This window comes from Acetomicrobium sp. (genome assembly GCF_059026225.1).
In genome coordinates this window covers 694384-717377 of record NZ_JBWQOQ010000007.1, presented here as the reverse complement: position 1 = coordinate 717377, position 22994 = coordinate 694384, and the positions used below count along the sequence as shown (strand labels likewise).

30 protein-coding genes are annotated in these 22994 nt (G+C 47.8%); 28 read left to right on the top strand and 2 right to left on the bottom strand.

The window, feature by feature from the left end:
- The first annotated feature begins 32 nt into the window (after positions 1-32).
- From rpmH to coaD, 10 genes are all read left to right on the top strand, one after another.
- Positions 33-194 (top strand): 50S ribosomal protein L34, encoded by a 162-nt coding sequence (gene rpmH / locus AC5SXE_RS08070; protein ID WP_493917128.1) that lies wholly within the window; start codon positions 33-35, stop codon positions 192-194.
- A 5-nt stretch (positions 195-199) separates the two neighbouring features.
- Positions 200-604, top strand: coding sequence for a ribonuclease P protein component (gene rnpA, locus AC5SXE_RS08065; RefSeq protein ID WP_323721030.1), 405 nt, complete (start codon positions 200-202; stop codon positions 602-604).
- Positions 597-848, top strand: a complete 252-nt coding sequence (yidD, locus tag AC5SXE_RS08060; protein ID WP_310850074.1) for a membrane protein insertion efficiency factor YidD — start codon at positions 597-599, stop codon at positions 846-848. Before rnpA ends, yidD begins: the two co-directional genes overlap by 8 nt.
- 9 nt (positions 849-857) lie before the next feature.
- The gene (locus AC5SXE_RS08055; RefSeq protein ID WP_493917127.1) at positions 858-1658 is read left to right on the top strand and encodes a YidC/Oxa1 family membrane protein insertase; all 801 of its coding nucleotides are present in this window, start codon (positions 858-860) and stop codon (positions 1656-1658) included.
- A 22-nt stretch (positions 1659-1680) separates the two neighbouring features.
- Complete coding sequence (jag, locus tag AC5SXE_RS08050) at positions 1681-2334, top strand: RNA-binding cell elongation regulator Jag/EloR (protein ID WP_323721032.1); 654 nt, start codon at positions 1681-1683, stop codon at positions 2332-2334.
- A 133-nt stretch (positions 2335-2467) separates the two neighbouring features.
- A complete protein-coding gene (gene rpsO, locus AC5SXE_RS08045) occupies positions 2468-2728 on the top strand; it encodes a 30S ribosomal protein S15 (RefSeq protein WP_323721033.1) in 261 nt (86 codons plus the stop codon).
- 41 nt (positions 2729-2769) lie between these two features.
- Entirely contained in the window at positions 2770-4983 is a 2214-nt protein-coding gene (locus AC5SXE_RS08040) for a polyribonucleotide nucleotidyltransferase (RefSeq protein ID WP_493917126.1), read from the top strand.
- A 2-nt stretch (positions 4984-4985) separates the two neighbouring features.
- Positions 4986-5438 (top strand): dUTP diphosphatase, encoded by a 453-nt coding sequence (gene dut, locus AC5SXE_RS08035; RefSeq protein ID WP_323721035.1) that lies wholly within the window; start codon positions 4986-4988, stop codon positions 5436-5438.
- A gap of 41 nt (positions 5439-5479) precedes the next feature.
- On the top strand, positions 5480-5986 hold the full coding sequence (locus AC5SXE_RS08030; RefSeq protein WP_493917125.1) for an RsmD family RNA methyltransferase: 507 nt from the start codon (positions 5480-5482) through the stop codon (positions 5984-5986).
- Positions 5987-5988: 2 nt separating this feature from the next.
- The gene (gene coaD, locus AC5SXE_RS08025; protein ID WP_323721037.1) at positions 5989-6480 is read left to right on the top strand and encodes a pantetheine-phosphate adenylyltransferase; all 492 of its coding nucleotides are present in this window, start codon (positions 5989-5991) and stop codon (positions 6478-6480) included.
- Here coaD and AC5SXE_RS08020 read toward each other — a convergent pair.
- Positions 6473-7681 (bottom strand): nucleotidyltransferase, encoded by a 1209-nt coding sequence (locus tag AC5SXE_RS08020; protein WP_493917124.1) that lies wholly within the window; start codon positions 7679-7681, stop codon positions 6473-6475. The two genes, coaD and AC5SXE_RS08020, sit on opposite strands and share 8 nt — an antisense overlap.
- Before the next feature lie 48 nt (positions 7682-7729).
- Between AC5SXE_RS08020 and AC5SXE_RS08015 the strand changes: the two genes are divergently transcribed.
- The 11 genes from AC5SXE_RS08015 to fabF all read left to right on the top strand — a co-directional run bounded on the left by AC5SXE_RS08015 (position 7730) and on the right by fabF (position 16859).
- A complete protein-coding gene (locus AC5SXE_RS08015) occupies positions 7730-8935 on the top strand; it encodes an acetate/propionate family kinase (protein ID WP_493917123.1) in 1206 nt (401 codons plus the stop codon).
- A gap of 41 nt (positions 8936-8976) precedes the next feature.
- Positions 8977-9603, top strand: coding sequence for a DUF177 domain-containing protein (locus tag AC5SXE_RS08010; protein WP_493917122.1), 627 nt, complete (start codon positions 8977-8979; stop codon positions 9601-9603).
- The gene (rpmF, locus tag AC5SXE_RS08005) at positions 9560-9757 is read left to right on the top strand and encodes a 50S ribosomal protein L32 (RefSeq protein ID WP_303881895.1); all 198 of its coding nucleotides are present in this window, start codon (positions 9560-9562) and stop codon (positions 9755-9757) included. Before AC5SXE_RS08010 ends, rpmF begins: the two co-directional genes overlap by 44 nt.
- Positions 9758-9964: 207 nt before the next feature.
- Positions 9965-10531 (top strand): transcription factor FapR, encoded by a 567-nt coding sequence (gene fapR, locus AC5SXE_RS08000; protein ID WP_323721041.1) that lies wholly within the window; start codon positions 9965-9967, stop codon positions 10529-10531.
- Between the two features lie 55 nt (positions 10532-10586).
- Complete coding sequence (gene plsX / locus AC5SXE_RS07995; protein WP_323721042.1) at positions 10587-11588, top strand: phosphate acyltransferase PlsX; 1002 nt, start codon at positions 10587-10589, stop codon at positions 11586-11588.
- Position 11589: 1 nt separating this feature from the next.
- A complete protein-coding gene (locus AC5SXE_RS07990; protein WP_493917121.1) occupies positions 11590-12588 on the top strand; it encodes a 3-oxoacyl-ACP synthase III family protein in 999 nt (332 codons plus the stop codon).
- A gap of 11 nt (positions 12589-12599) precedes the next feature.
- The gene (gene fabK, locus AC5SXE_RS07985) at positions 12600-13562 is read left to right on the top strand and encodes an enoyl-[acyl-carrier-protein] reductase FabK (protein WP_493917120.1); all 963 of its coding nucleotides are present in this window, start codon (positions 12600-12602) and stop codon (positions 13560-13562) included.
- A 12-nt stretch (positions 13563-13574) separates the two neighbouring features.
- Positions 13575-14528, top strand: coding sequence for an ACP S-malonyltransferase (gene fabD / locus AC5SXE_RS07980; RefSeq protein WP_493917119.1), 954 nt, complete (start codon positions 13575-13577; stop codon positions 14526-14528).
- Complete coding sequence (fabG, locus tag AC5SXE_RS07975) at positions 14525-15271, top strand: 3-oxoacyl-[acyl-carrier-protein] reductase (RefSeq protein WP_493917118.1); 747 nt, start codon at positions 14525-14527, stop codon at positions 15269-15271. Before fabD ends, fabG begins: the two co-directional genes overlap by 4 nt.
- Before the next feature lie 25 nt (positions 15272-15296).
- Positions 15297-15548 (top strand): acyl carrier protein, encoded by a 252-nt coding sequence (gene acpP, locus AC5SXE_RS07970; RefSeq protein WP_493917117.1) that lies wholly within the window; start codon positions 15297-15299, stop codon positions 15546-15548.
- Positions 15549-15620: 72 nt separating this feature from the next.
- Complete coding sequence (fabF, locus tag AC5SXE_RS07965; RefSeq protein WP_493917116.1) at positions 15621-16859, top strand: beta-ketoacyl-ACP synthase II; 1239 nt, start codon at positions 15621-15623, stop codon at positions 16857-16859.
- 157 nt (positions 16860-17016) lie between these two features.
- Here the strand turns inward: fabF and AC5SXE_RS07960 are convergent, their stop codons facing one another.
- Positions 17017-17172 (bottom strand): hypothetical protein, encoded by a 156-nt coding sequence (locus AC5SXE_RS07960; RefSeq protein ID WP_493917115.1) that lies wholly within the window; start codon positions 17170-17172, stop codon positions 17017-17019.
- Between the two features lie 47 nt (positions 17173-17219).
- On the opposite strand from AC5SXE_RS07960, the gene pyrR reads away from it, so the two are divergent.
- Genes pyrR through pyrE form a run of 7 tightly spaced genes read left to right on the top strand, consistent with a single transcriptional unit; the run spans position 17220 to position 22979 of the window.
- Complete coding sequence (gene pyrR, locus AC5SXE_RS07955; RefSeq protein WP_323721049.1) at positions 17220-17759, top strand: bifunctional pyr operon transcriptional regulator/uracil phosphoribosyltransferase PyrR; 540 nt, start codon at positions 17220-17222, stop codon at positions 17757-17759.
- A gap of 16 nt (positions 17760-17775) precedes the next feature.
- Positions 17776-18705 (top strand): aspartate carbamoyltransferase catalytic subunit, encoded by a 930-nt coding sequence (locus AC5SXE_RS07950; protein ID WP_323721050.1) that lies wholly within the window; start codon positions 17776-17778, stop codon positions 18703-18705.
- Positions 18702-20015: a dihydroorotase gene (locus AC5SXE_RS07945; RefSeq protein ID WP_323721051.1), complete on the top strand. Its 1314-nt coding sequence runs from the start codon at positions 18702-18704 to the stop codon at positions 20013-20015. The genes AC5SXE_RS07950 and AC5SXE_RS07945 overlap by 4 nt, the downstream gene beginning before the upstream one ends.
- On the top strand, positions 20005-20781 hold the full coding sequence (locus AC5SXE_RS07940; protein ID WP_493917114.1) for an iron-sulfur cluster-binding protein: 777 nt from the start codon (positions 20005-20007) through the stop codon (positions 20779-20781). Before AC5SXE_RS07945 ends, AC5SXE_RS07940 begins: the two co-directional genes overlap by 11 nt.
- Positions 20768-21718 (top strand): dihydroorotate dehydrogenase, encoded by a 951-nt coding sequence (locus AC5SXE_RS07935; RefSeq protein ID WP_493917113.1) that lies wholly within the window; start codon positions 20768-20770, stop codon positions 21716-21718. Before AC5SXE_RS07940 ends, AC5SXE_RS07935 begins: the two co-directional genes overlap by 14 nt.
- Positions 21719-21723: 5 nt before the next feature.
- A complete protein-coding gene (pyrF, locus tag AC5SXE_RS07930) occupies positions 21724-22395 on the top strand; it encodes an orotidine-5'-phosphate decarboxylase (protein ID WP_493917296.1) in 672 nt (223 codons plus the stop codon).
- 2 nt (positions 22396-22397) lie between these two features.
- Positions 22398-22979: an orotate phosphoribosyltransferase gene (gene pyrE / locus AC5SXE_RS07925; protein ID WP_493917112.1), complete on the top strand. Its 582-nt coding sequence runs from the start codon at positions 22398-22400 to the stop codon at positions 22977-22979.
- Positions 22980-22994 lie beyond the last annotated feature (15 nt).

The following is a 22994-nucleotide window of genomic DNA, read 5'->3' as shown; positions in this document are numbered from 1 at the left end:
CCTTTATTGGTAAAGTTTCGTATAATTTCTTAGTGTCGAGATTGGAGGTGCTGTACGTGCCCAAGAGGACCTTGCAACCACATGTCAGGCCTCGCAAGCGCAAAATGGGGTTTCTGGCTCGTTCCAGTTCTCCAAGTGGCCGACGCATTCTTCGCAACAGGAGGCGCAAAGGACGTCAAAGGTTGACAGTTTAAGGGCGATGTCTTTTGGTTATCCAAAATCAGCCAGGTTGCGTCGCAGGGAAGAGTTTAATTATGTGTTTAGTAAGGGCAAAAAGGCCCGCGGTAAATACGTCAAGATGCTATATGTTACATCTCCTGACGGGGAAACTCGCATCGGCGTTGCTGTTGGAAAAAAACAAGCCAAGTCGTGGGCGCGAAACAGGGGTAGACGCATGCTCAAGGAAGCAGCGAGGCGTCTCCTGCCCTGGTTAAAAGAAGGATATTGGATAGTATTTTTACTCTCAACTTCAGGTTTGGCAAAGGGAGCGCGAGAGATCTATTTTGATATGGCAAGTTTGTGTAAGCAAGAAGGCCTCATGCGGATAGAATGGCCAGGCATCGATTTTACCCCATGGGAGAATAAGGACGAAAAAAATGGGTAAAGCATCTGCTTTATCTGTAAAAATGCTGATAGGCTTGATCAAGTTTTATCAGCATTTCATATCACCCTTGTTGGGGCGGAACTGTCGTTATTACCCGACGTGTTCTCAATACGCCATTGAAGCGGTCGAACGGTGGGGTATAATTCGAGGGGGCTGGTTGGCCGCAAGGAGGTTGTGTCGTTGTGGCCCATGGCAGCCGGGAGGATATGATCCCGTTCCCGGAACAGATCGAGAAACAGGGTAGGTGAAAATATTGGGTTCTTTGTGGCAATTGGGTACTGATTTGCTTTTGGGAGTGCTTAACTTCTTTTATGGTATCAGTCATTCTTATGGAGTAGCTATAATACTTCTAACCATCTTGATAAGAGTGCTGCTGTACCCTCTCTCGCACAAGCAGCTCGTCAGCATGAAGAAAATGCAGCAGATTCAGCCTCGTATTATTACTTTGCAGGAAAAGTATAAAGATGACAAGCAAAAATTAAACCAAGAGATAATGAAGCTTTACAGGGAATACGGGGTTAATCCTGCCGCGGGTTGCTTGCCCTTGTTGGTGCAGTTGCCGATTTTGATCCTTCTTTTTAGGGTGATAATGAACTACGATTTTGGAGATGAGTTTTTCCTCGGCATATCGCTGGAACACTCTCTTTTGGCACTGTTAAGCCAAGCTTTAGGGTCAACGGCCCCTAAGGTCGGCATAACGACAGTCATAAATGCCATTTCTTCAAACCCGGCAGGTCTTTTGAACTTCAGCGTATATGGAGGAACGCTGCTTCTTTGGCTCGGAATAGGCTTTGTTATGTGGTTTCAACAAAGGATAACTGCCGGAGCTGCCGCTAGCGAGCAAGCGGCCTTTATGGGTTGGTTCATGCCTCTGTTTATGATGTTTATATGCCTCAATCTTCCCGGAGGCGTCATGCTCTATTGGGGAGTATCTTCCTTGATAGGCGTGGTGCAGCAGATATGGGTGCAACGTAAAACTTCTGATGAGGCGACCAACAAACCCGTCTTGTACAAGGAGAAACCGCGATCGGCCGAAAAATCGAAGGACATTTAAAGAAAGGTGGGGCGATTATCCCTTGAGCAAAAAGGAAGTTATTGTCGTTGAGGCTTCTTCGCTAGAGGAAGCGAAAATGATTGCTGCGCAGGAGTGGGGAATAAGCCCAAGCGATGTGATCGTTAACTTGTTGGAGGAGGAAAAAAAACTTTTTGGCATTTTGGGCAAGCGCTTGAAGGTAGAAGCCAGGCCCGCATGTTCTCTGGGTTTGCTAAGGGCAAGAGAAATATTATCAGAGTTGTTGGAAAAGATGGATTTAAATGTGTCTTTGTCCCTGAAGGATGACCACACGATAAATATAAGCGGCGACGATGTGGGCATCGCCATCGGAAGATATGGTGAAACCTTGATGGCCTTGGAACGCTTAGTTAACCTCATGCTCAATCGAAGCGTTGGAGTAAATTTTAGAGTGCGCTTGGATAGCAATGGCTATCGCGATAGGCGGGAAGAAAGCATCAGGCGGATAGCTGCATCCGCTGCGAAAAAGGCAATTAGCAAAAATAAACCCGTAGGGCTTCAACCCATGTCAAACTGGGAGCGAAGGATCGTTCATATGACGTTGCAGTCAATGGATGGCGTAGAAACGCGTTCGGTGGGGCAAGAACCCCGCAGACGTGTGTTAGTTTGTCCGAAGCCAACTGCGAAGGTTAGAAAAGAAGGCGCCAGAAGAGATTAAAGCAGAATTTAACAGAGCAAGAGGTGCTTGCGTCGCTTTAGTTGTGATGTTAATATTGACACATACCCTCGACTAGGTGGTTCGGTTAACGTCCTTCTTGGTCAAGGGATTTTTTTGACGAGGTGATTGTGTGATGGAAGAGTGGAAGCAGAAGATTATTGATGAGTACAGGATTCATAGCGCCGACACGGGTTCGCCCGAAGTGCAGGTAGCTATTCTTACTTATCGCATTCGCTACCTGACGGAGCATTTGAAGGTCCATAAAAAGGACTTTCACTCAAGAAGAGGACTCCTCAAAATGGTAGGAAAAAGAAGAAAGCTCCTTAAATATTTACAGGAGAAAGATTTTAACAGGTACAAAACCTTAATCGAAAAATTAGGACTGCGTCGTTAAAGATGGAGAATTTGATGGAAAATTTAATGAGGGAAAATTGCATGCGTTTTGAGATAGAGGTAGGAGGGGCTGCGCTCGCCTTTTCGACGGGGTATCTTGCCAAACAGGCTAACGGTGCTGTTTATGCTCGTCACGGCGATACGGCCGTTTTGGTTACATCGTGCATGGAAGATACGCCACGGGAAGATGTGGACTTTTTCCCGCTGCTCGTGGATTACGAAGAGCGTTTCTACGCTGCCGGAAAGATACCGGGTGGTTTTATAAAGCGGGAGGGAAAGCCATCCGATGCGGCCATCCTTAGCGCCAGGCTCATAGACAGGTCAATAAGATCGCTATTTCCTGAACACATGAAAAATGACGTTCACGTTGTCGCCACAGTATTATCGGTGGATCAGGCTAACCCCCCCGATATTTTGGCCATAAACGCAGCTTCGATAGCACTCGTCATTTCTGACATCCCTTGGAATGGTCCGGTTGGGGCGGTTCGCATTGGATATATAGACGGGCGTCTAGCTGTAAACCCACAGGAAGAAGACATGCAAAGAAGCGAGCTCGACCTGGTGGTGGCCGGCCACAAGGAAGGAATTACCATGGTCGAAGGCGGCGCCAACGAGGTCTCGGAAGAGGTCTTGATCGATGCTCTGGAGTTGGCTCAACAGGAAATTAAGCGCTTTGTGGATTTTCAATTAAAAATAAAAGAAGAGGTCGGAAAAGCCAAGTACGAATTGCCCGATCCGTTAAAAGTGCAGGAAATAGAGGAATTCGTAGAGACAAAGCTTTATGGTGAAATATACGAAGCCGTTAAAATACATGCCAAGAAAGAGCGTAGCAATGCCATTAAGGCCATAGAAGAAAAAGCATGGGAGGAGTTTAAGGAGACCTACCCTGAATACGAGGGTTACATCTCTGAAGTCGTGACGAAATTCGTCAAAAAGGCAATGCGGTCTCTCATACTGGACGAAGGAATGAGGGCAGATGGTAGGGCCATGGACGAACTCAGGTCCATCACGTGTGAAGTTAGCTTTTTGCCCAGAGTTCATGGCTCTGCGGTGTTTACCAGAGGCGAAACGCAGGCTTTGGTGGCTGCGACGCTTGGAATGTTTGGCGAGGACGAACAGATATTAGACGGGCTCAAACTGGATGAACCGCCAAAGCGCTTCATGTTGCACTATAATTTTCCGCCCTTCTCCGTGGGGGAGGTTAGGCCCATGCGTGGGCCCGGCAGGCGCGAGATCGGACATGGAGCTCTTGCCGAGAGAGCGGTGAAACCTCTAATTCCGTCTGAATCCGAGTTTCCTTACATAATAAGAGTTGTATCCGATATTTTGGAGTCCAACGGCTCAAGTTCCATGGCCAGTGTTTGTGGAGCTTCCATGTCCCTCATGGATGCCGGTGTTCCAATCAAAAAAAGCGTAGCCGGCATTGCCATGGGGTTGATAAAAGAAGGAGAAAAATGTGCCATCTTGACCGATATTCAGGGACTTGAGGATCATTACGGCGATATGGACTTTAAGGTGGCTGGAACCTGCGATGGCGTTACGGCGCTTCAGATGGATAATAAGGCGGGCGGGATTACCAGGGAGATATTGGTCCAAGCCTTAGGACAAGCCAAAAGAGGAAGACTTCAAATTTTGGAGATAATGGACAGTGTCATCGAGCGGCCAAGAGATGAGCTGTCTGAATATGCCCCGCGCATATATACGATGAACATTGATCCCGAAAAGATCAGAGACGTCATAGGGCCAGGCGGCAAGACGATCAGAAGTATCGTCCAAAAAACGGGCGTCAAGATCGATATTGAAGACGAGGGCATTGCATACATTGCTGCTTCATCCGAAGCTGCAGCAAATGAGGCCATGTCCATAATTAAGTCCTTGACGAAGGAAGTTGAGCCCGGAGAGGTGTACATCGGCAAGGTGACGAGGTTGGTGAACTTCGGGGCCTTCGTCGAATTGCTTCCGGGTAAAGAAGGACTGCTTCACATAAGCGAGGTCAGCTCCGCTCATGTGCCGAAGATTGAGGACTTTTTCAAGGTGGGTGACCCTGTTTTGGTGGTGGTCAAGGAGATCGACGAGCTCGGTCGAGTAAATTTGAGCAGGAGAAAGATCTTGGAAAGGCCGGACGATTTCCCCTTGAGCCCCGAGATGTTAGCCTTTTTAGAGGAAGAAAAAAAGAGGGATTCTTCTTTGAACAAGAATTTGCCAAAGAAGAGGGAGACAGAAAGAGGCCGTCGCCCCAGACCGAAAAGGGAGTAACCATGAAAGTTAATCAAGTAAAGGTGAAAATCCTCAGAAAGGGCAATGCCTTAGAATTCGACATTCCTGCTTATATGACTCCTTCATCTTCCGGTGTTGACTTGAGGGCAGCCGAGGGAAAACGTCTCGAGCCCGGTTGTTGGGCTGTTGTGGGGACAGGGCTTTACCTTGAAATTCCTTCTGGCTTCGAGGCCCAGATAAGACCTCGCAGCGGTCTTGCCTTAAAACACGGCGTAACCGTATTGAACGCTCCCGGTACCATCGATGCCGACTACAGAGGAGAGGTAGGCGTGATCTTGATAAACTTGGGCAAAAAACCCTTCGAGGTCAAGATAGGCGATCGTATCGCGCAATTGGTGGTCTCGGCCGTTTCGAGGGCCGAATTCGAAGAAGTGCACGATCTAAGCGAAACGAGTCGAGGTGCCGGAGGTTTTGGCAGTACGGGTCTTAAATAAGAAGGTCAACCCTTGTAAATTGTTAGGGAGATCAAAACACTTTGAGAAAGACTTCTAACAAGGTTCTTTTGGCCCTTTTTAACATAATAGGTGATATAGAAGGAAAAGCCTTTTTGGATCTTTTTTCAGGCAGCGGGCAAATTGCTGAAGAGGCGTGGAAAAGGGGCGCAAGGCCTGTCGTGGCAGTCGAAAGCGACCGCATGTTATGTACCGAACTGCGAAGATTGGCTGAGGACAAAGAGAGCTTTGAGGTTTTCTGCATGGACGTGAGGCGAGCCTTGCCGAGCCTTTCAAAGCGAGGATATAAATTTTCTTTAATCTTTGCCGACCCACCTTACGAACATGGTTGGATAAAAAGGCTGTTGTTGCTTTTAGCCAAATATGAAGCTCTTTTGATGCACGATGCGTTGTTGGTGTTTGAGCGATCAAGGAGGGAAAAATTGCCCTTGCATTGCAAGGCCTGGAAGCTGCTTAAGGAAAGATCTTATGGAGATACGGTATTGTCCTTATTTAAGTTGGATGTAGGACGCCGAGCGGAGGTGGAATAGTCTTGCTCAAAGCCGTTTATCCCGGTTCTTTTGATCCCATCACCAACGGACACTTATATGTCGCTGAAAGGGCGGCCGCTTTGTTTGACGAGTTAATATTGGCCGTATTGATCAATCCTCAAAAGAGATCTACATTTACCGTTGAAGAGAGAAAAACCATGGCTCGTGAAGCTTTGAGCCATGTTACCAACGTTAGGGTTAAAAGCTTTGAAGGCCTTTTGGTGGATTTTATGAGGCGGGAACGTTGTCGTGTTATTGTGAGGGGAATGAGGGCGTTGTCCGATTTTGAATACGAATTCCAGATGGCCCTCATGAACCGTGAGCTGGCACCCGAGATTGAGACAATATTCATCGTGACGGATGCTCAATATTCCTACCTTTCAAGCAGTGCCGTAAAGGAGGTCTTTCAGTTCGGAGGCTCAATCCAGGGAATGGTACCTCCAGGGGTGTACAGGAGGCTAAGGGAAAGGTTTCCCCCAAAAGATCTCATGTGACGACGGGCTTTTGGCGGATTTCCTTTCTTCTTTGAGGATTTGAACAAAGCATTTCCCAAAGTTCCGAGGCCCTATACTCTAAAGCCATTATGGTTTCGCCGTAAGGTGACGGTAGGGTTTTGAATCTACTCAAGACCGGGAGTTTAGCTTCGGTTTTCATTTTTTTTAGAAGCCTACGCCCTTTATCGTCGAAGCCTAAAATTCGAATGTAGGGGACTGATAGCCTTTGAACCGCCTTGTTGGTCCAGTGATCATAGGAAAGCAGAATATGCATTAAGTGGCGTTGTACCCGAGACTTTGGATATCTTTTGGTAGCTATCATGTCGATCAGTTCTTGCCAGCTATGTGCCTCCTTGACGGCCTTAATGATCCTATTTTCGATGCCCTCACTAACTTCCGCATAATTTGCGAGCTTGCCCGGCGAGTCCCTCAGGCAGGAGGTCACCACTACCTTAAATAGCAAGTCGTCGTTTATGGCGCATCTTCCTTCTTTCGTGGCCTTTTTCAAGATCGAAAAGGTCTCATTGGGAACGAAAGGAAGGATCTCTTCGATGCCTTTTGCTCTGATCGCTTCCCTTATCGCTGTCGCGCTTGCTATATCTGACAACGCCTCGTCCAGATATCCTTTGCCTATCCTTTTTACGGGTACGGGAATCAAGGGATACTTTTTTTGGGCGATCCTCATCATATAACCTACGGCCAAGATGTTGTTCGAGCATGAAAGCAGCCCTCCTGCGCCCGGTATAAGTTCGTCCAAGGCTCGCGAGCGAGCTTCTGCGAAGGAGTAGCCCTTATTTAGGTAATTACGAAGTTTTTTCTTGAAAGAAAGGGGTTCCTCGATTAATATATCGATGGTTCCTTTAAGTGAATGGAAGGACGTTTCTTCCATTCCAAAGGAGATATGCGTGACCATGCCCGTGCCGGCAAGCAGATCGACTCCGGCAGAACAAAAGATGCCCGCGTTGTGGCATGAGAAGGCCGAGGGAATTTCTATTACCAGGTTTGCGCCCTGCGTCAAAGCCATCTTTGCGCGCTCCCATTTGTCCACTATTGAGGGTTTTCCTCTCTGGACAAAATTGGACGAGAGTGAAACGACGATGCAGCTTGCCTTCGTGATCTCCAGGGCTTTGTTTATGTGGTAGAGATGTCCATTATGGAAGGGGTTGTATTCGGCTATTATCCCTAAAACGGTTTCTTTCATCGAATCGACCTCTTTATCATTAATAATTTTTTAGGGGGGTTCTGTAAAGTGAAAATTTTGGTGCTTAATTGCGGTAGTTCTTCGCTGAAATATCAGTTATTCGATATGCCTAAAGAGATGGTGACGGCAAAGGGCTTGGTCGAACGGATTGGCATCGAGGGCTCGAGGATCAAGCACACTAAAGTGGGATCAAATGCCGTTGTAAAGGACGTCGATATCGCAAATCACAAAGTTGCCCTTAAATACGTCGTTGATCTACTTTTAGACGAGAACAATGGAGTCTTAGAAAATTTGAGCGAATTGGCCGCGGCGGGACATCGGGTCGTTCACGGCGGAGAAAAGTTCGCTTCTTCAGTGGTCATAGATGTCGAGGTAATTGAAGCCATAGAAGAATGCGTTCCCCTTGCCCCCTTACATAATCCGGCGAACCTCATGGGCATAAGGGCGATGAAAGAACTTCTCCCTGATTTGCCGCAGATTGCCGTCTTCGATACCGCCTTTCACCAGACAATGCCGCCCAAGGCTTACGTATATGGCCTCCCCTATCGATATTATACGACCTATAAGGGGCGTAGATACGGATTTCACGGCACTAGCCATTATTATGTAGCTTATAGGGCTGCACAGTTGTTGGCAAAGCCCATAGAAGACCTCAAGATCGTTACCTGTCATTTAGGAAACGGAAGCTCGATAACGGCTGTTGACGGGGGCGTTTCTATCGATACTTCCCTAGGTTTTGGCACTGTTCCAGGCGTCTTAATGGGCACCAGGAGTGGCAGTGTTGATCCGACGCTCATACTCCATATTATGGAACAGGAAGGGTTAAATCCTGCCCAGATGAGCCACGTTTTGCATAAGGAAAGCGGCTTTTGGGGCTTAACTGGCATAAGCAGCGATCTGCGTGATATAGAGGAAGCCATGGAGAAGGGAAATGAACGGGCTACCTTGGTCGTAGAGATATTAGCTTATGGCATTGCAAAGTTCATCGGTGCTTATGCGGCGGCGATGAAGGGATTGGATGCGATCGTATTTACTGCAGGAATAGGGGAAAATAGCGCCCTTATAAGAAATAAGGTCTGTGATTATCTTGGCTTTTTGGGAGTGCATTGCGATCCAGGTAAAAACGATGAGATGACGGGTGGCAAAGAAGGAGATATCAGTAAAGATGATTCGTCCGTGAAGGTGCTGGTCGTTCCGACCAACGAAGAGCTGGTGATCGCCAGAGACACTTATCAGTTGGTCAGCCAAAGTTAGCTTAGGGTAACATATAAATTTTTCTTAGGGGGCAAGGTATTTTGTATCATAGGTTCGATTTGCATTACCTCTTGAACCTTGAAGAAGTGAAAAAAGAAGAAATTTACAACGCCTCTGGTTCGTTCAGGCGTCCTGATGGCGTTGTCGATTACTGGGGACAGGAATATCTTCTGAAATTTCCTTTAGATTTCGAGATATGTGCCTATTGGGCCAATGAGGACCTAAAGCTCGATATGGGCCTTTCTTTTAAGGTTGAGATTGCCTGTGCAAGGTGTCTTAAGCCTGTTTTGCTCGATATTTCGGGACAATACAATTACATCTATACTTTGCGACCTCCGAGCCTCGAGTCCGATCATCAGTTGTCGAAAGAAGAGATGTCCATGGTCCATATGGATTTTTGGCCCACTAGTCTTGACTTAGCACCTCAATTATGGGAAAGTATTATCTTGTCTTTGCCGTCGATTGCTTTGTGCTCGCCGAATTGTCGGGGTTTGTGTCCCCATTGCGGCAGGGACTTAAACGAGGAATCCTGTAGTTGTGCTTCCATGGAGGTCGATCCTCGCTTGGAAGTGTTAAAGAAAGCGATGGCGATGCTAGGCGATTCGGAAAGGGGGAAGAAAAGTCATGGCCGTTCCAAAAAGAAGGGTCTCTCACGCAAGGGCCGCTAGGCGACATGCTCAGTGGATTAAAAGATTAAAAGGGTCCGAGCTCACTACATGTCCTCATTGCTCTGAAGTTGTGATGACTTATAGGGCATGCCCCGAATGTGGGTACTATCGAGGTCGTCCTGTAGGAAGACTTGCCGGAAAAGAAGAAAAGTAAGAGCCTATTGCTGACAAACTAACAGGGGAAAACTAGTTTTCCCCTGTTAGTTTGTTTTTAAGTGATTTTCAATGATACTTTGGGGAAAAGTTGATAAGTTTTTACATGGTTTTTTTGAGTATGTCTTGACCGCTTCGAAAGGTTGGCATATACTTGCCGATAATACCTGTTATTAAGACCAGGTGATAATATTTGGAGGTTGATTATGTGTCAACTTCGAATAATAGGAAGCGTCGACATCAAAAGATGCTGAAGCTCTTAGGTGAGAATCCCCTGCTTACCGATGAAGACTTGGCGAAGGCCTTGAGCGTGTCTTTGAGCACCATTCGGTTGGATAGGACTCTTCTGGGGATACCTGAGCTTAGAGAGAGAATGAGAAGGATGGCCGAAGAGGCAACCAGTCACCTGCGCTCCCTGAGATACGAGGAAGTTGTGGGAGAACTGCTTGAGCTTCAGCCGAACAAATGGGCTTTGTCAGTGCTTAAAACCGCTAAGGATATGGCGTTTCGTCATACCGATCTTGTTGCAGACCACCACATTTATGCTCAAGCAACGTCCTTAGCTGTAGCCGTGATAGAAGCTGATTACGTCATCACTGCCTCTGCACACATTAGGTATAAGATCCCTGCACACGTGGGAGATGTATTAGTGGCAAGAGCCAAGGTTGGCACGCACAAACAGAACAAATATGTTGTGAGCGTCAGGACTGAAGTAGAAGGCAAAGAAATTTTTGTTGGCAGATTTATAGTTGTTGCCCTTGAAAGTTTTCCCTAAAAGAGGGTAAAAAGAAACCTAGTGCGGAGAGTACAGCTGATAGAGGTGAATTGCTTTGATCTTAGCTTTGGATGCCATGGGAGGAGATTTCGCTCCCGGTGAGATATGCCTGGGGGCCATGGTAGCTTGCTCTAAGTATCCCGATCTGGAAGTGATCCTGGTCGGAAATGGCAGTCTTATAGAAAAGGCAATAGAGGGCGCGGAGCCCTTTGTTTCAAAAAGAATTCATATAGTGCATACTGACGAATATATAGCCATGAACGAATCCCCAATGGTTGCTTTTAGGAAAAAGAAAAAAGCGAGCATCAGGATGGCCATGGAGATGGTAAAGAGCGGTGATGCGCAGGGATGCATATCAGCGGGAAACACGGGAGCCGTCGTGGCGGGAGGCGTTTTGATCCTGGGCCGGATACCGGGCATAGATAGGCCCGGATTGGGCGTGCCCATACCCCTTCCCAACAGGATTACGCTTCTTATCGATGTAGGTGCTACTATCCGGTGCAAACCCATCAATTTATACCAGTTTGCCATTATGGGCGAGATCTATATGAGAAATACCTTGGGCGTGAAGTCTCCCGGCGTTGCCTTGCTTTCCAACGGTGAGGAAGAAATCAAAGGAGACGAGGTTGTGTGTGAGGCAAGAAATATGCTTGCCAAAGCGGACATTGACTTTATGGGATACATCGAAGGAAAAGATATACCCCTTGGCGTGGCGGATGTGGTCGTCTGCGATGGATTCACCGGAAACGTCCTGCTCAAGTTCGTGGAAGGCATTGGTGACGCACTTTATAAGCTTTTAAAGGATGAGATGGAACAAAGAATCCTGCCCAAAGTTGGGTTTCTCTTTTTTCTGCCCATGCTTAAGGAACTTTGGGGGCGGTTCGACTACGAAAAGTACGGAGGGACACCCCTCCTTGGAGTAAATGGAGTGGTCATAAAGGCACATGGAAGGTCGAAGGCCAAAGCAATCGATAGTGCTTTAAAAGTTGCCAGGGATTTCGTAGTGCATCGTGGCGTCGATTTGATCAGAGATGGCTTAGATCGAGGAGGGATGTAATGTGACTATTTTTAAGGGAAGGCCGGTGTCCCTTTTGGGTAGCGGTATTTACGTTCCCGAAAAAGTTCTAACTAACTACGATCTCGAAAAGATGGTTGATACTAGCGATGAGTGGATTCGCACTCGCACTGGCATAGTTGAACGAAGGATCGCTGCAGAAGATCAGGTTACGAGCGACCTGGCTTATTTAGCCGCTGTTGAGGCCTTAAAGTCGGCTTCCACGAGCCCTGAGGAAATTGACATGGTCATTGTGGCCACCAATACGCCCGATACCATATTTCCTTCTGTGGCTGCCAAAGTGCAGGGGAGGTTGGTGGCAGTGAATGCCGGGGCGAGCGATATACAATCGGGTTGTACTAGCAGCGTTTACGCCCTATCTTTTGCGGCAGCGGGCATCGCGTCATCTGTTTGGGACAAGGTCCTGGTGATCGGAGCTGAAGTTTTGACCAAGCTGCTCAATTGGGAAGACAGGGCTACTTGCGTCTTGTTTGGCGATGGCGCGGGCGCGATGGTTTTGGGGGTAAGCCCTGACGGCAAGAACAAGGTAATATCCACTTCTCTTAAAAGCGATGGCACTAAAAGCGACCTGATCATTCTTCCGGGGGGCTTGGTAGAGTGCCCGGCCTCGGTGGAGATGATCCAAAAGAAACTTCATACCATCCACATGAAGGGAAGTGAAGTTTTTAAATTCGTAAACAAAGTATTGCCTCTTTTTCTCGAGCAGTTTTGCGAGGAATCGAATCTTTCGCTTAATGATATAACTTGGTGGATTTTCCATCAAGCAAACTATAGGATTATAGAAAGTGTTTTAAGACGGCTGGATGTTCCTGTGGAAAGGGCAATACTGAACATAGATAAATATGGAAATACCTCAGCAGCTTCAGTCTTTTTGGCATTTCACGAAGCGTTGGTTGATGGAAAGGTGAAAAAGGGCGACAAGGTCATTTTCGTGAGCTTTGGATCAGGGATGACTTATGGAGCTACTTTGATGGAGATATGAGGTGGTTGGCCATGTTGAAGAGGACTAGAATTCAAGATTTACTTGGTATAGAGTATCCTATAACGCAGGGAGGAATGGCGTGGGTGGCAAACGCCAACCTGGCTGCTGCCGTCAGCAACGGCGGCGGTCTAGGAGTTGTAGCGGCCGGGAGCATGCCTCCGGAGCTTTTGGATGCCGAGATAAAACGGGTCAGGAAGATGACGAACAAACCCTTTGCCGTAAACATAATGTTGATGTCTCCTACGGCAGAGGCAGCGATAGAGGTGGTTGCCGAAAATCGCGTTCCCATCGTGACTACCGGAGCCGGCAGTCCGGGGAAGGTGATAGAAAGGCTAAAACCATTAGGAACCATCATAATTCCGGTCATAGCATCCGTTGCTCATGCAAGAAGGGTTGAAAGACAGGGAGCTGACGCCGTCATTGCTGAGGGCATGGAGGCAGGCGGACACATAGGAGAGATTACCACCATGGTCTTGGTGCCACAAGTCGTTGATGCCGTTGATATACCAGTCATAGCAGCCGGAGGAGTAGCGGACGGAAGAGGTGTCATTGCCGCCTTCGCGCTTGGAGCTGAGGGTGTACAGGTTGGTACGCGTTTTGTTTGTGCTACTGAAAGTCCGGCGCACGAAACTTATAAAGAGGCCATTATTAAAGCCACAGATAGATCCACGGTCATAACGGGTCGAACGACGGGTCATCCCGTGAGGTGCATAAAGAACAAGCTTACGAAGAAATTCGATGAACTTGAGAGCAAAGGCGCTTCCCTAGAGGAGCTTGAGGCGTTAGGGACCGGCAGGCTAAGAGCAGCAGTTATCGATGGTGACATTGAATGGGGATCTGTCATGGCTGGTCAATCGGCCGGAATGGTCAAAAAAATTCAGCCTGCAGCCGAAATAATAAGGGAACTTTTTAGCGATGCCGAAAGAATCCTCCGCGAAATGCAGTCTTATTTATTAAATGAACGTGACGAATAGAGGTGAAGTCAATTGGCCTATGCGTTTGTTTTCCCCGGTCAAGGAGTTCAAGAAGTAGGCATGGGAAAGGACTTCTATGGCGAATTCTCCGTTTCAAGGGAGATATTCTTGCGTGCCGACGAAGCCCTTGGGTTTCCTTTGAGCAAGGTTGTTTTTGAGGGACCCGAGGATGAGTTGACGAAGACGGAGTACGCTCAACCCGCTATTCTGACCGTCTCAATCGCTGCCTTTGAAGCGCTAAAAGCGATATCCGAAGATTTAAGCCCTTCATTTGTGGCAGGTCACAGCCTTGGGGAGTATACGGCCCTTGTGGCTTCTGAGGCGTTGGAGCTCGAAGACGGAGTCAGGCTAGTTAACATCCGCGGGAAGCTGATGCAGCAGGCCGTTCCTCTGGGCGTTGGTGCCATGGCAGCCATTATTGGTTTGAATAAAGAGATTGTGGAAGAGCTGTGTCAGTTTGTATCGACGGCTGAATGTCTTTGTGAACCGGTGAATTACAATTCGCCACAACAGATTGTGGTCTCGGGTCATGCCGAAGCGGTAAAGCGCGTTGCGGAGCTTGCAAAAGAAAGAGGTGCAAGAAGAGCCTTGATGCTCAACGTGAGCGCCCCTTTTCATTCTCCTTTGATGCGACCGGTTGCGGAAGGCCTGGCTGAGGCTTTTAAGAGTTGTGAGTGGCGAAGGCCAAAATGGCCCGTAGTGGCAAACGTAAATGCCAAGCCTCTTGAGAGCATTGAGGAAATACAGGATGCCTTACTTCTTCAAAGTTATAATCCGGTGTTGTGGACTCAATCGGTTGATTTCATGAAAACAGCGGGCGTTGACGCCTTTCTTGAGATCGGGCCTGGAAACGTGCTGGCTGGATTGATTAAAAAAATTGCCAAAGACGTAAAGGTTTATTCTTTAGATTGTTCCGATAAATTAAAAGAAGCCCTTGATTTTATAGGGGGTGCTAAAGTAGAATGACTTCGGTTTCTAGGGTGGTCTTGGTTACAGGTGCTAGCAGGGGCATAGGTCGTGCCATTGCCCTTAAGATGGGAAGCTTGGGTCACACTGTAGCTTTAAATTGCAGGGCCTCAGTAGAGCAGGCCGAAGAAGTTGCTGCCGAGATCAAGAGGCTTGGCTCTGAGGCTGATGTATTTGTTGCTGACGTCGGAAATGCAGAAGATGTTAAAAATATGTTTGACGCGATAAGAAACAAATTAGGTCCCCTTTCCGTTTTGGTGAACAATGCTGGCGTGGTCAGAGACAACATCTTGCTGAGGATGAAGGACGATGAATGGGAAAGCGTTTTAAAATCTGATCTTACATCTGCTTTTTATTGTACGCGGGAAGCAATTCGCGATATGACGAGGGCTAAATGGGGAAGGGTTATATGCATCAGTTCCGTCGTTGGTCTAATTGGAAATGCGGGGCAATCCAATTATTCGGCAGCAAAAGCCGGCCTTATAGGGTTTGCTAAAAGCGTTGCCAGGGAATACGGGGCCAAAGGAATAACGGCCAATGTTGTAGCGCCTGGTTTTATAGAGACCGATATGACCAGGCAGTTGGGTGACCGATACAGAGAAGAATTCCTGCGCCAGGTACCTCTAAAGCGTGCCGGCAAGCCGGAGGATGTTGCAAACCTGGTGGCTTTTTTAGCGTCAGACGAAGCAGACTACATCACCGGTCAGGTAATAGCGGTAGACGGCGGAATGGTAATGCAGTAATTTTTTGGAAGGAGGTGAAGCTACAATGCGAATGGAGGAAATAAAAGACAAACTTAAACAGATAGTCATTGACAGGTTGGACGTCGATGAGGATCAGATCAACCCGGATGCCTCATTTGTCGAGGACTTGGGTGCCGATTCGCTCGATATAGTTGAGCTGATCATGGGCATCGAGGAAGAGTTCGACATTGAGATCCCCGACGAAGACGCTGAAAAACTTACAACCGTTGGAGGAGCATTGGAGTATATTAAGTCCAAACTTGGCGTGGAAGAATAGGGGGCTCTTGTAGGGGGGAATTTCCCCCCTTTTTAAGGGCCTTTACTCCACTAAATTGAAGGAGTGAACATTTTGAGAAGAGTGGTGATAACAGGAATTGGCGTCGTTAGCCCCATCGGACTTGGCAAAGAAGAGTATTGGAAGGCCTTGGAAGATGGGAAAAACGGAGTAGGGCTTGTTACGCTTTTCGATGCCTCTGATTTTCCGGTGAGGATTGCTGCTGAGGTTAAAGATTTTGAACCAGAGCAATGGCTGGACAAAAAGGAAATACGAAGGACAGACAGGGTCATTCATCTCGCTGTTGCTGCATCTGATATGGCCGTCGAAGATGGCGCATTGGATTTAAATGAGGAAGATCCGACCAGAGTAGGGGTCTATTTGGGAAGCGGCGAAGGTGGAATAGGCACTAGCTTCCAAAGTATTAAAACGTTGTTAGAAAAAGGCCCGAATAAAGTAAGCCCCTTTTTCATTCCCATGATGATAAGCAACATGTCCGCGGCTTATGTCGCCATTAGGCATAATGCTAAAGGCCCGAGCCTTTGTGCTGTCACCGCTTGTGCTACAGCAACCCATACCGTAGGAGAAGCGATGTATGCTATAAAGCGCGGAGAAGCCGATGTGATTTTGGCGGGCGGCTCCGAAGCCGCAATTACACCCGTCGGAGTGGCGGGTTTTGCTGCCATGAAGGCCCTTTCGTCCAGGAACGAAGACCCCGAACATGCCTCTCGCCCATTTGATGTGGATCGCGATGGCTTTGTTTTGGGGGAGGGCGCCGGTGTACTTTTGCTTGAAGAACTTGAACATGCAAAAAAAAGGAACGCAAAAATATATGCCGAACTTGTAGGTTACGGAAACACTACGGACGCCTATCATATAACAGCGCCGGATCCGGAAGGAGTCGGAGCTATAAGAGCCATGAAAATGGCTATTACCATGGCCGGTTGGGACTTTGCCGACGTGGAGTTAATTAACGCTCACGGCACATCTACGCCTTTAAATGACATCATGGAAGCCAAGGCCATCAGGTCTCTTTTTGGGCAACATACCGATAACATATTAGTTCATTCTACCAAGTCTATGATAGGACATGGCTTGGGGGCCGCCGGTGTTTTAGAGCTGATAGCCTTGCTTTTGGCTTTCGAAAGAGGTGTCGTTCACCCCACCATTAACCTTGAAAGACTGGACGAGGAATGTCCTATCAGGGTAGTAGACAGTTCCCCGGTTTATAAAAAGATCAATCGCGCTATTTCTAATAGCTTCGGCTTTGGGGGACATAACGCGGTTTTGGCTTTGCAACGTTATGAGAGCTAGAAAAACGATTAAAATTTGGTCGGGTGTCTTGAAGAACCTTACGCTTTTTTCCGGCTTAAACAATAGGGCAATCGAAGGGGGAGACCCAGTTTTGAGCGAGCATGCAAAGGGGTCTTCCCTTTATATTTTATTAAGTCGGGATATTTCTGCTTAAATTTTATGCAACCGGTTGCATAAAATTTAAGCTTTTGATATACTCTTTTAAGATCGCCATTTGGCTTTTTGCGGAGAGATCGATTTCTATGATATCGAGGGAAAATATTAAAACAAAGATCTGCAAAAAAGGCATGCAAAAAGTTAACGTAGCTTCCATGAGGCTATCCTCATGGAAGCTTTTTTTAATGAAAGGGGGGTAGCAAAATGAAAGTTAAGGCAATTGTGATGGACGAGCAGGAAATGGATCTTACGATAAGAAGGATAGCTCATGAAATTTTAGAGAAGCTTCGTGGTGCAAAAGGGGCTGTATTGATAGGCATCCAAAGAAGGGGGGTTCACCTTTCGCATAGGATAAGAGATGTGCTTAAATCATCAGGTTACGGCGAATTGCCGTGCGGGGAACTAGATATAACCTTTTACAGGGATGACCTTTCATTAATGGCCGATCATCCTATGGTCCACAGCACTTCGATTCCTGTCGATATAACGGGAAAGGATATTGTCTTAGTAGATGACGTGTTGTTTACGGGTAGGACTGTTAGAGCGGCCTTGGATGCATTGATGGATATGGGTAGGCCAAGGAGGGTTTTGTTGGCGGTTTTGATAGACCGTGGTCATAGGGAACTTCCCATACATCCCGATATAGTGGGAAGGGTTGTTCCCACGTCCAGGGACGAATCGATCGAGGTCTTTGTCAAGGAACTTGACGGCAAAGACGAGATTGTCATCGTGGCCAAGGAATAGAGAGGAGGCGTTTGATGTGGCGTGGAAACATCGACATCTCGTTGACGTGGATGTCTTTAGCGACGATGACTTTTATACTGTCTTAGAGGAAGCTCGTCACATGGAAGAGGTCATGGAAAGGCCTTTAAAAAAGGTCCCTGCATTAAGAGGGAAGGTCATAGCAAATTTGTTTTTCGAACCATCCACCAGAACCCGAACCTCCTTTGAGTTGGCAGAAAAATACTTGAGCGCTGATGTGATAAACTGGTCATCTTCTGGTTCTAGCACTGCGAAAGGAGAGAGCTTGCAAGATACGGCCAAGACAATTGAAGCGATGGGAGTGGACGCCGTCGTCATTCGAAATCGGGAGGTTGGCACGCCTGAGTATCTCATAAAAAAACTCAACGGAGCATGTGTCATAAATGCAGGAGATGGTGCAAGAGCTCATCCCACGCAGGCATTGCTAGATCTTTATACGGCTTGGAAGCACTTCGGCTCTTTAAAGGGACGCAAAATGGTGATAGTGGGCGACGTGCTTCACAGCAGGGTAGCACGTAGCAATATTCATGCCTTCTCAAAAGTTGGCGTGCATGTGGTGGTATCTGGTCCCAGGTCTCTCATACCGCTTCACGTCTTTGATCTAGCCGAGTATGAACCTGATACTAAAAAGGCCGCAAGTGGTGCAGATATCGTTTATGCTTTGAGGATTCAGCGTGAAAGGCAGGAAGAAGGATTGTTCCCAAGCATCGATGAATATCACAGCCGATGGGGAATAACTGCGAGTGTTCTTTCCTGTGCGAATAAGCAAGCGATTGTAATGCACCCCGGTCCCATGAACAGGGGCGTTGAGATAGAAAGTTTCATTGCCGACGGAGACAGATGCTTGGTGCTGAATCAGGTTAAAAGCGGTGTAGCCGTGAGGATGGCCCTGCTTTTTTTATACTTGACTGGAGGTGCTGGCAGATGATCTGGTTGTGCAATGCCACGTTGTACGACGGAAAGGACTTGAGGGATGGAAAATGGGACATCTGCGTAGAAAGCGGCAAGGTAGTCGAAATAACTCCTTCGAGGGGAAAAAAATCGAATTTTCAGGACGATATTTATGATTTAGAGGGACACATTGTCTGTCCGGGCTTCATAGATCTTCATGTCCATTTAAGGGACCCAGGTCAAACGTGGAGAGAAGACATAGATAGCGGTTCTCTGGCAGCAGCTGCAGGTGGGTTTACCCACGTAGTTGCTATGCCAAACACCACTCCTCCTATTGATGACCCTTCAGGCGTGCGCTACGTGCGCGAGAAGGGCAGAAAGGCCAAAGGGGCAATTGTGTTGCCCGCGGGAGCTGTCACTGTAAACAGAGAGGGAAAGATGATCACTGAGATGATTGGCATGGTGGATGAAGGGGCGGTGCTTTTTACCGATGACGGCTCCCCTGTCATTTTAGCAAAGGTCATGCGAATTGCCCTTCTTTATTTGAGAGATCTTGGCATTCCGCTCATGGAACATCCGGAAGAACTGACCCTTTCGGAAGGGGGGCAGATGAACGAGGGAAGAGCGAGCGCCCTTTGCGGTCTAAAAGGCATACCGCGTAGCTCCGAAATCATAGGCGTTGAAAGGGCAATTGCCCTGTGCAGAGAAACGATGGGTCGCGTTCATCTAACTCATATAAGCACTAAAGAGGCCCTGGAATCAATAAGAAGAGCCAAGCAGGAAGGGTTGCCCTTGACCTGTGACGTCACGCCACACCATCTGGTTTTCGATGAAGAAATGATCATTAAATCATATTATTCGTCCGCCTTCAAGGTTAACCCGCCCCTAAGGGCCAGGGAAGACGTAGAGGCCCTTTTCGAAGGTTTAAGGGATGGAACCATAGATGCTATAGCCACCGATCATGCTCCCTATCACGTAGACGAAAAAGATTTACCCTTCGAGGAGGCGTCCTTTGGTATAGCTTCGCTTGAATGTGCGGTGGCGGCGGTGTTAGATCTATGGCACAAAATAGGAAAGCCCTTTTCCTTAAAAAAATTGCTCGAGCTTCTTACGATAGGACCAGGCAGCATAATTGGTATCGATAGAACGCTAAAGCCCGGCTCAAGAGCAGATATAACGGTTCTCAATTTGGAAAAAGAGGAAAGAGTGGATGCTGAAAAATGGAACAGCAAAGCGCGGATAACACCTTACGATGGCTTGACCTTAAGAGGCTGGCCGGTCATGACCCTATTGGGCGGCAGGATAGTTTATGATAGCCTAAGGCAAGAGGTATGTCATGAGGTATAGCGGTGGGCTTGAAAGAGAAGGTCGTTTAATTGAAAATGCCCGGGTTGGAGAAGATGTTCATTTACTTCGTTTTGAGGTAGAAGAAACCTTGCCTCACTCATTCCCGGGGCAGTTTTTTATGGTCAGGCCTTCGCGGTGGGAGAGAGACCCCTTTTTGCTGCGTCCCTTTGCTGTTGTCGATCAGTCAGATAAAACTGTCGATTTTTTGGTTAAAGTGGTTGGAAGGGGAACGAAGGATATATCGGCAAGTGATATTGGCGTTTCCTTTCGATTGCGAGGTCCGCTGGGAGGGAGGGGTTTTACCCCCTCCCGTGACAGCGTTGTTCTGGTTGCAGGAGGCATTGGCATAGCTCCCTTGCTTTATGCGTGGAAGTTGCATTCAAAGTTTGTCGTCAGATTTATTTTTGGAGTGCCGAACAAAGGGTGGTCAGATATCGTAAATTGGATTAAATCCCAAGTTTCCGGTGCAGAGGTAGCTAGCGAGGATGGATCGCTCGGTGTCAAGGGAACTGCCGTCGATTTGCTTTTAAGCGAACAAGGGTATGCTGAAGAAATATGGGCTTGCGGCCCCGTCCCCATGCTTAAGGCGATATGTGATGCATTTAAAGATAAGACACATATTTTGGGGTCCTTTGAATCCAGAATGGGTTGTGGCATTGGAGGATGTCATTCTTGCGCAATTCCAACGCGAGGTGGAATGCTTAAAGTTTGCCATGACGGCCCGGTTTTTGATTTGTCGGAGGTTTATTTAGATGAACTTCTCTAAGTTTTCGGAAAAGTTGCCCGATATGAGCGTTTCCGTGGGAAATTTAACTTTGTCTTCCCCTTTGATAATAGCTTCGGGCGTTTGGCCGCATGAGGCCAAATTTTGGAGAGAACCTTACACCAATGGCGTTGGTGCGATCTGCAGCAAAGGCTTGACGCGTCACCCCAGGTCGGGTAACAAGGGAACGAGGATATGGGAGACTTCCTCGGGCTTACTAAACAGCATTGGCCTTCAAAACAGTGGTATTGAAGCTTTTGTTGCAGAAGAGTTGCCCGAGATATCCGGAAACCAGGTTCCGGTCGTGGTCAATTTGGCTATCGAGACATTAGAGGAAGCTGAAGAAGGCCTTATCTTGCTTAAATCCGCAAAAGAGCATATCGCGGCGATAGAGCTTAACGTTTCCTGCCCTAACGTCGATTTTGGGGGCATGGCTTGGGGCGTAAGCGAGGAGGGAGTAGCTCAGGTTCTTGCTGCGACAAGGCCCCTTTGGGAAGGAGAACTTTGGGTGAAGCTGACGCCACAGGTTAGTAACTTGGTAGACGTTGCCAAGGTTGCCCAGGAAATGGGCGCTGATGCCCTAGTGATGGCCAACACCTGGCTGGGCATGGCGATTGATGTGGATCGCAAGAAACCCGTTTTTGAGCGAGTTGTGGCAGGTTTATCCGGGCCTGCTGTGTTTCCTTTAGCGCTTAAATGTGTTTATGAAGCGGCAGGTGCAGTTTCGATTCCGGTAATAGGGTGCGGTGGGGTTAGTTGCGGTAATGACGCGTTGGCCATGTTGCTTGCAGGAGCTGTTGCGGTTGAGGTGGGCAGCATGCTGTTGCATGATTTGCTGTGCATGGCCGAGATTCACGACCAGGTAAGAAGAAAGCTGACGGAGTGGAATGCTTCTTCTGTGAGGGATATCATAGGAAAGGGAAGGAGTGAAGGTTTTTGAGCGAAGTGGTGCTAGCCTTAGATACCGAAGATTTGACTTCAGCCAATGAGATTCTAGAATTGTTGGGCACAGAGCTTAAATACGTTAAAATCGGGCCTCGACTTCTTTATCTCGGAGGTAAGGAGTTTATATTTTCCCTGATGAAGTGTTGGAACGTCTTTTTGGACGTCAAGTTGCATGATATCCCAAACACCGTTCGAGGAGCGGTTTCCGCACTTGCAGGGATGGGAATATTTGGGCTTACGCTTCATGTCGCGGGAGGAGAGAGGATGTTGCGGGAAGCAGTGAAAATGCGCGATGAGACAAACCCTGAGATGAAGATTTTTGGAGTTACCGTGCTTACCAGTATCAATGACGAAGAATGGAAATCACTGGCCCCTGGGTCCGTGCTTGAAGATGCCGTAAAGTCCAGGACGAAGTTGGCAGAGAAAGCGGGTATAGATGGAGTAGTGTGTTCCCCAAAGGATTTGGACGCAGTCAAAGGTACGTCCAAGAAGTTACTGACCTTGGTTCCGGGAGTAAGGCCTAAAGGTGTTTCTTGCGATGACCAAGCAAGGGTCATGACGCCGGCTGAGGCCAAGGAAAGGGGAGCGGATTTCATAGTTATAGGAAGGCCAGTTCTTGCCGCACCGGATCCGCTGGAAGCTTTGATTGGGATAAAAAAAGAGGTTGGCTAAGAATGAGCGGCGCTGAAGTAAAAGATAGATTGGAAAAGATGTTATACGACAGCGGGGCTTTGCTCGAGGGACATTTCCTTCTCACCTCGGGGCTACACAGCGGATATTATTTGCAATGTTCCTTGCTTCTGCGATTTCCTTGGTATGCCGCTTTTGTGGGAGAAAAATTGGCTAAATTAGTCGAGCCCTTCGATCCGCAAATAATAGCGAGCCCGGCTTTAGGGGGCATAATAGTAGGCCATGAAGTAGCAAGAGCTTTAGGCGTGCCTTTTATATTTTGTGAACGAGAGGAAGGACAAATGAGGTTGCGCAGGTTTCCTGCACCGGAAGGCATGAGGTTCGCAGTGATCGAAGACGTGGTGACGACAGGAGGATCTGTGAGAGAAGTTGGCGAGGCGCTGGAAATCTTAGGAGGAAAATGGGAGGCCTCAGGATGTATAGTGGACAGAACAACACAGGATGTCCAGTTGCCCGTAGAGCTTTTGAGCCTAACAAAGAAGACCTTCCCCGTCTATAAACCTGAAGAATGTCCCTTTTGTAAGAAGGGATACCCCTTGGTAAAACCGGGCAGCAGAAAGCGTTGATAAGGTCAGGCCAAT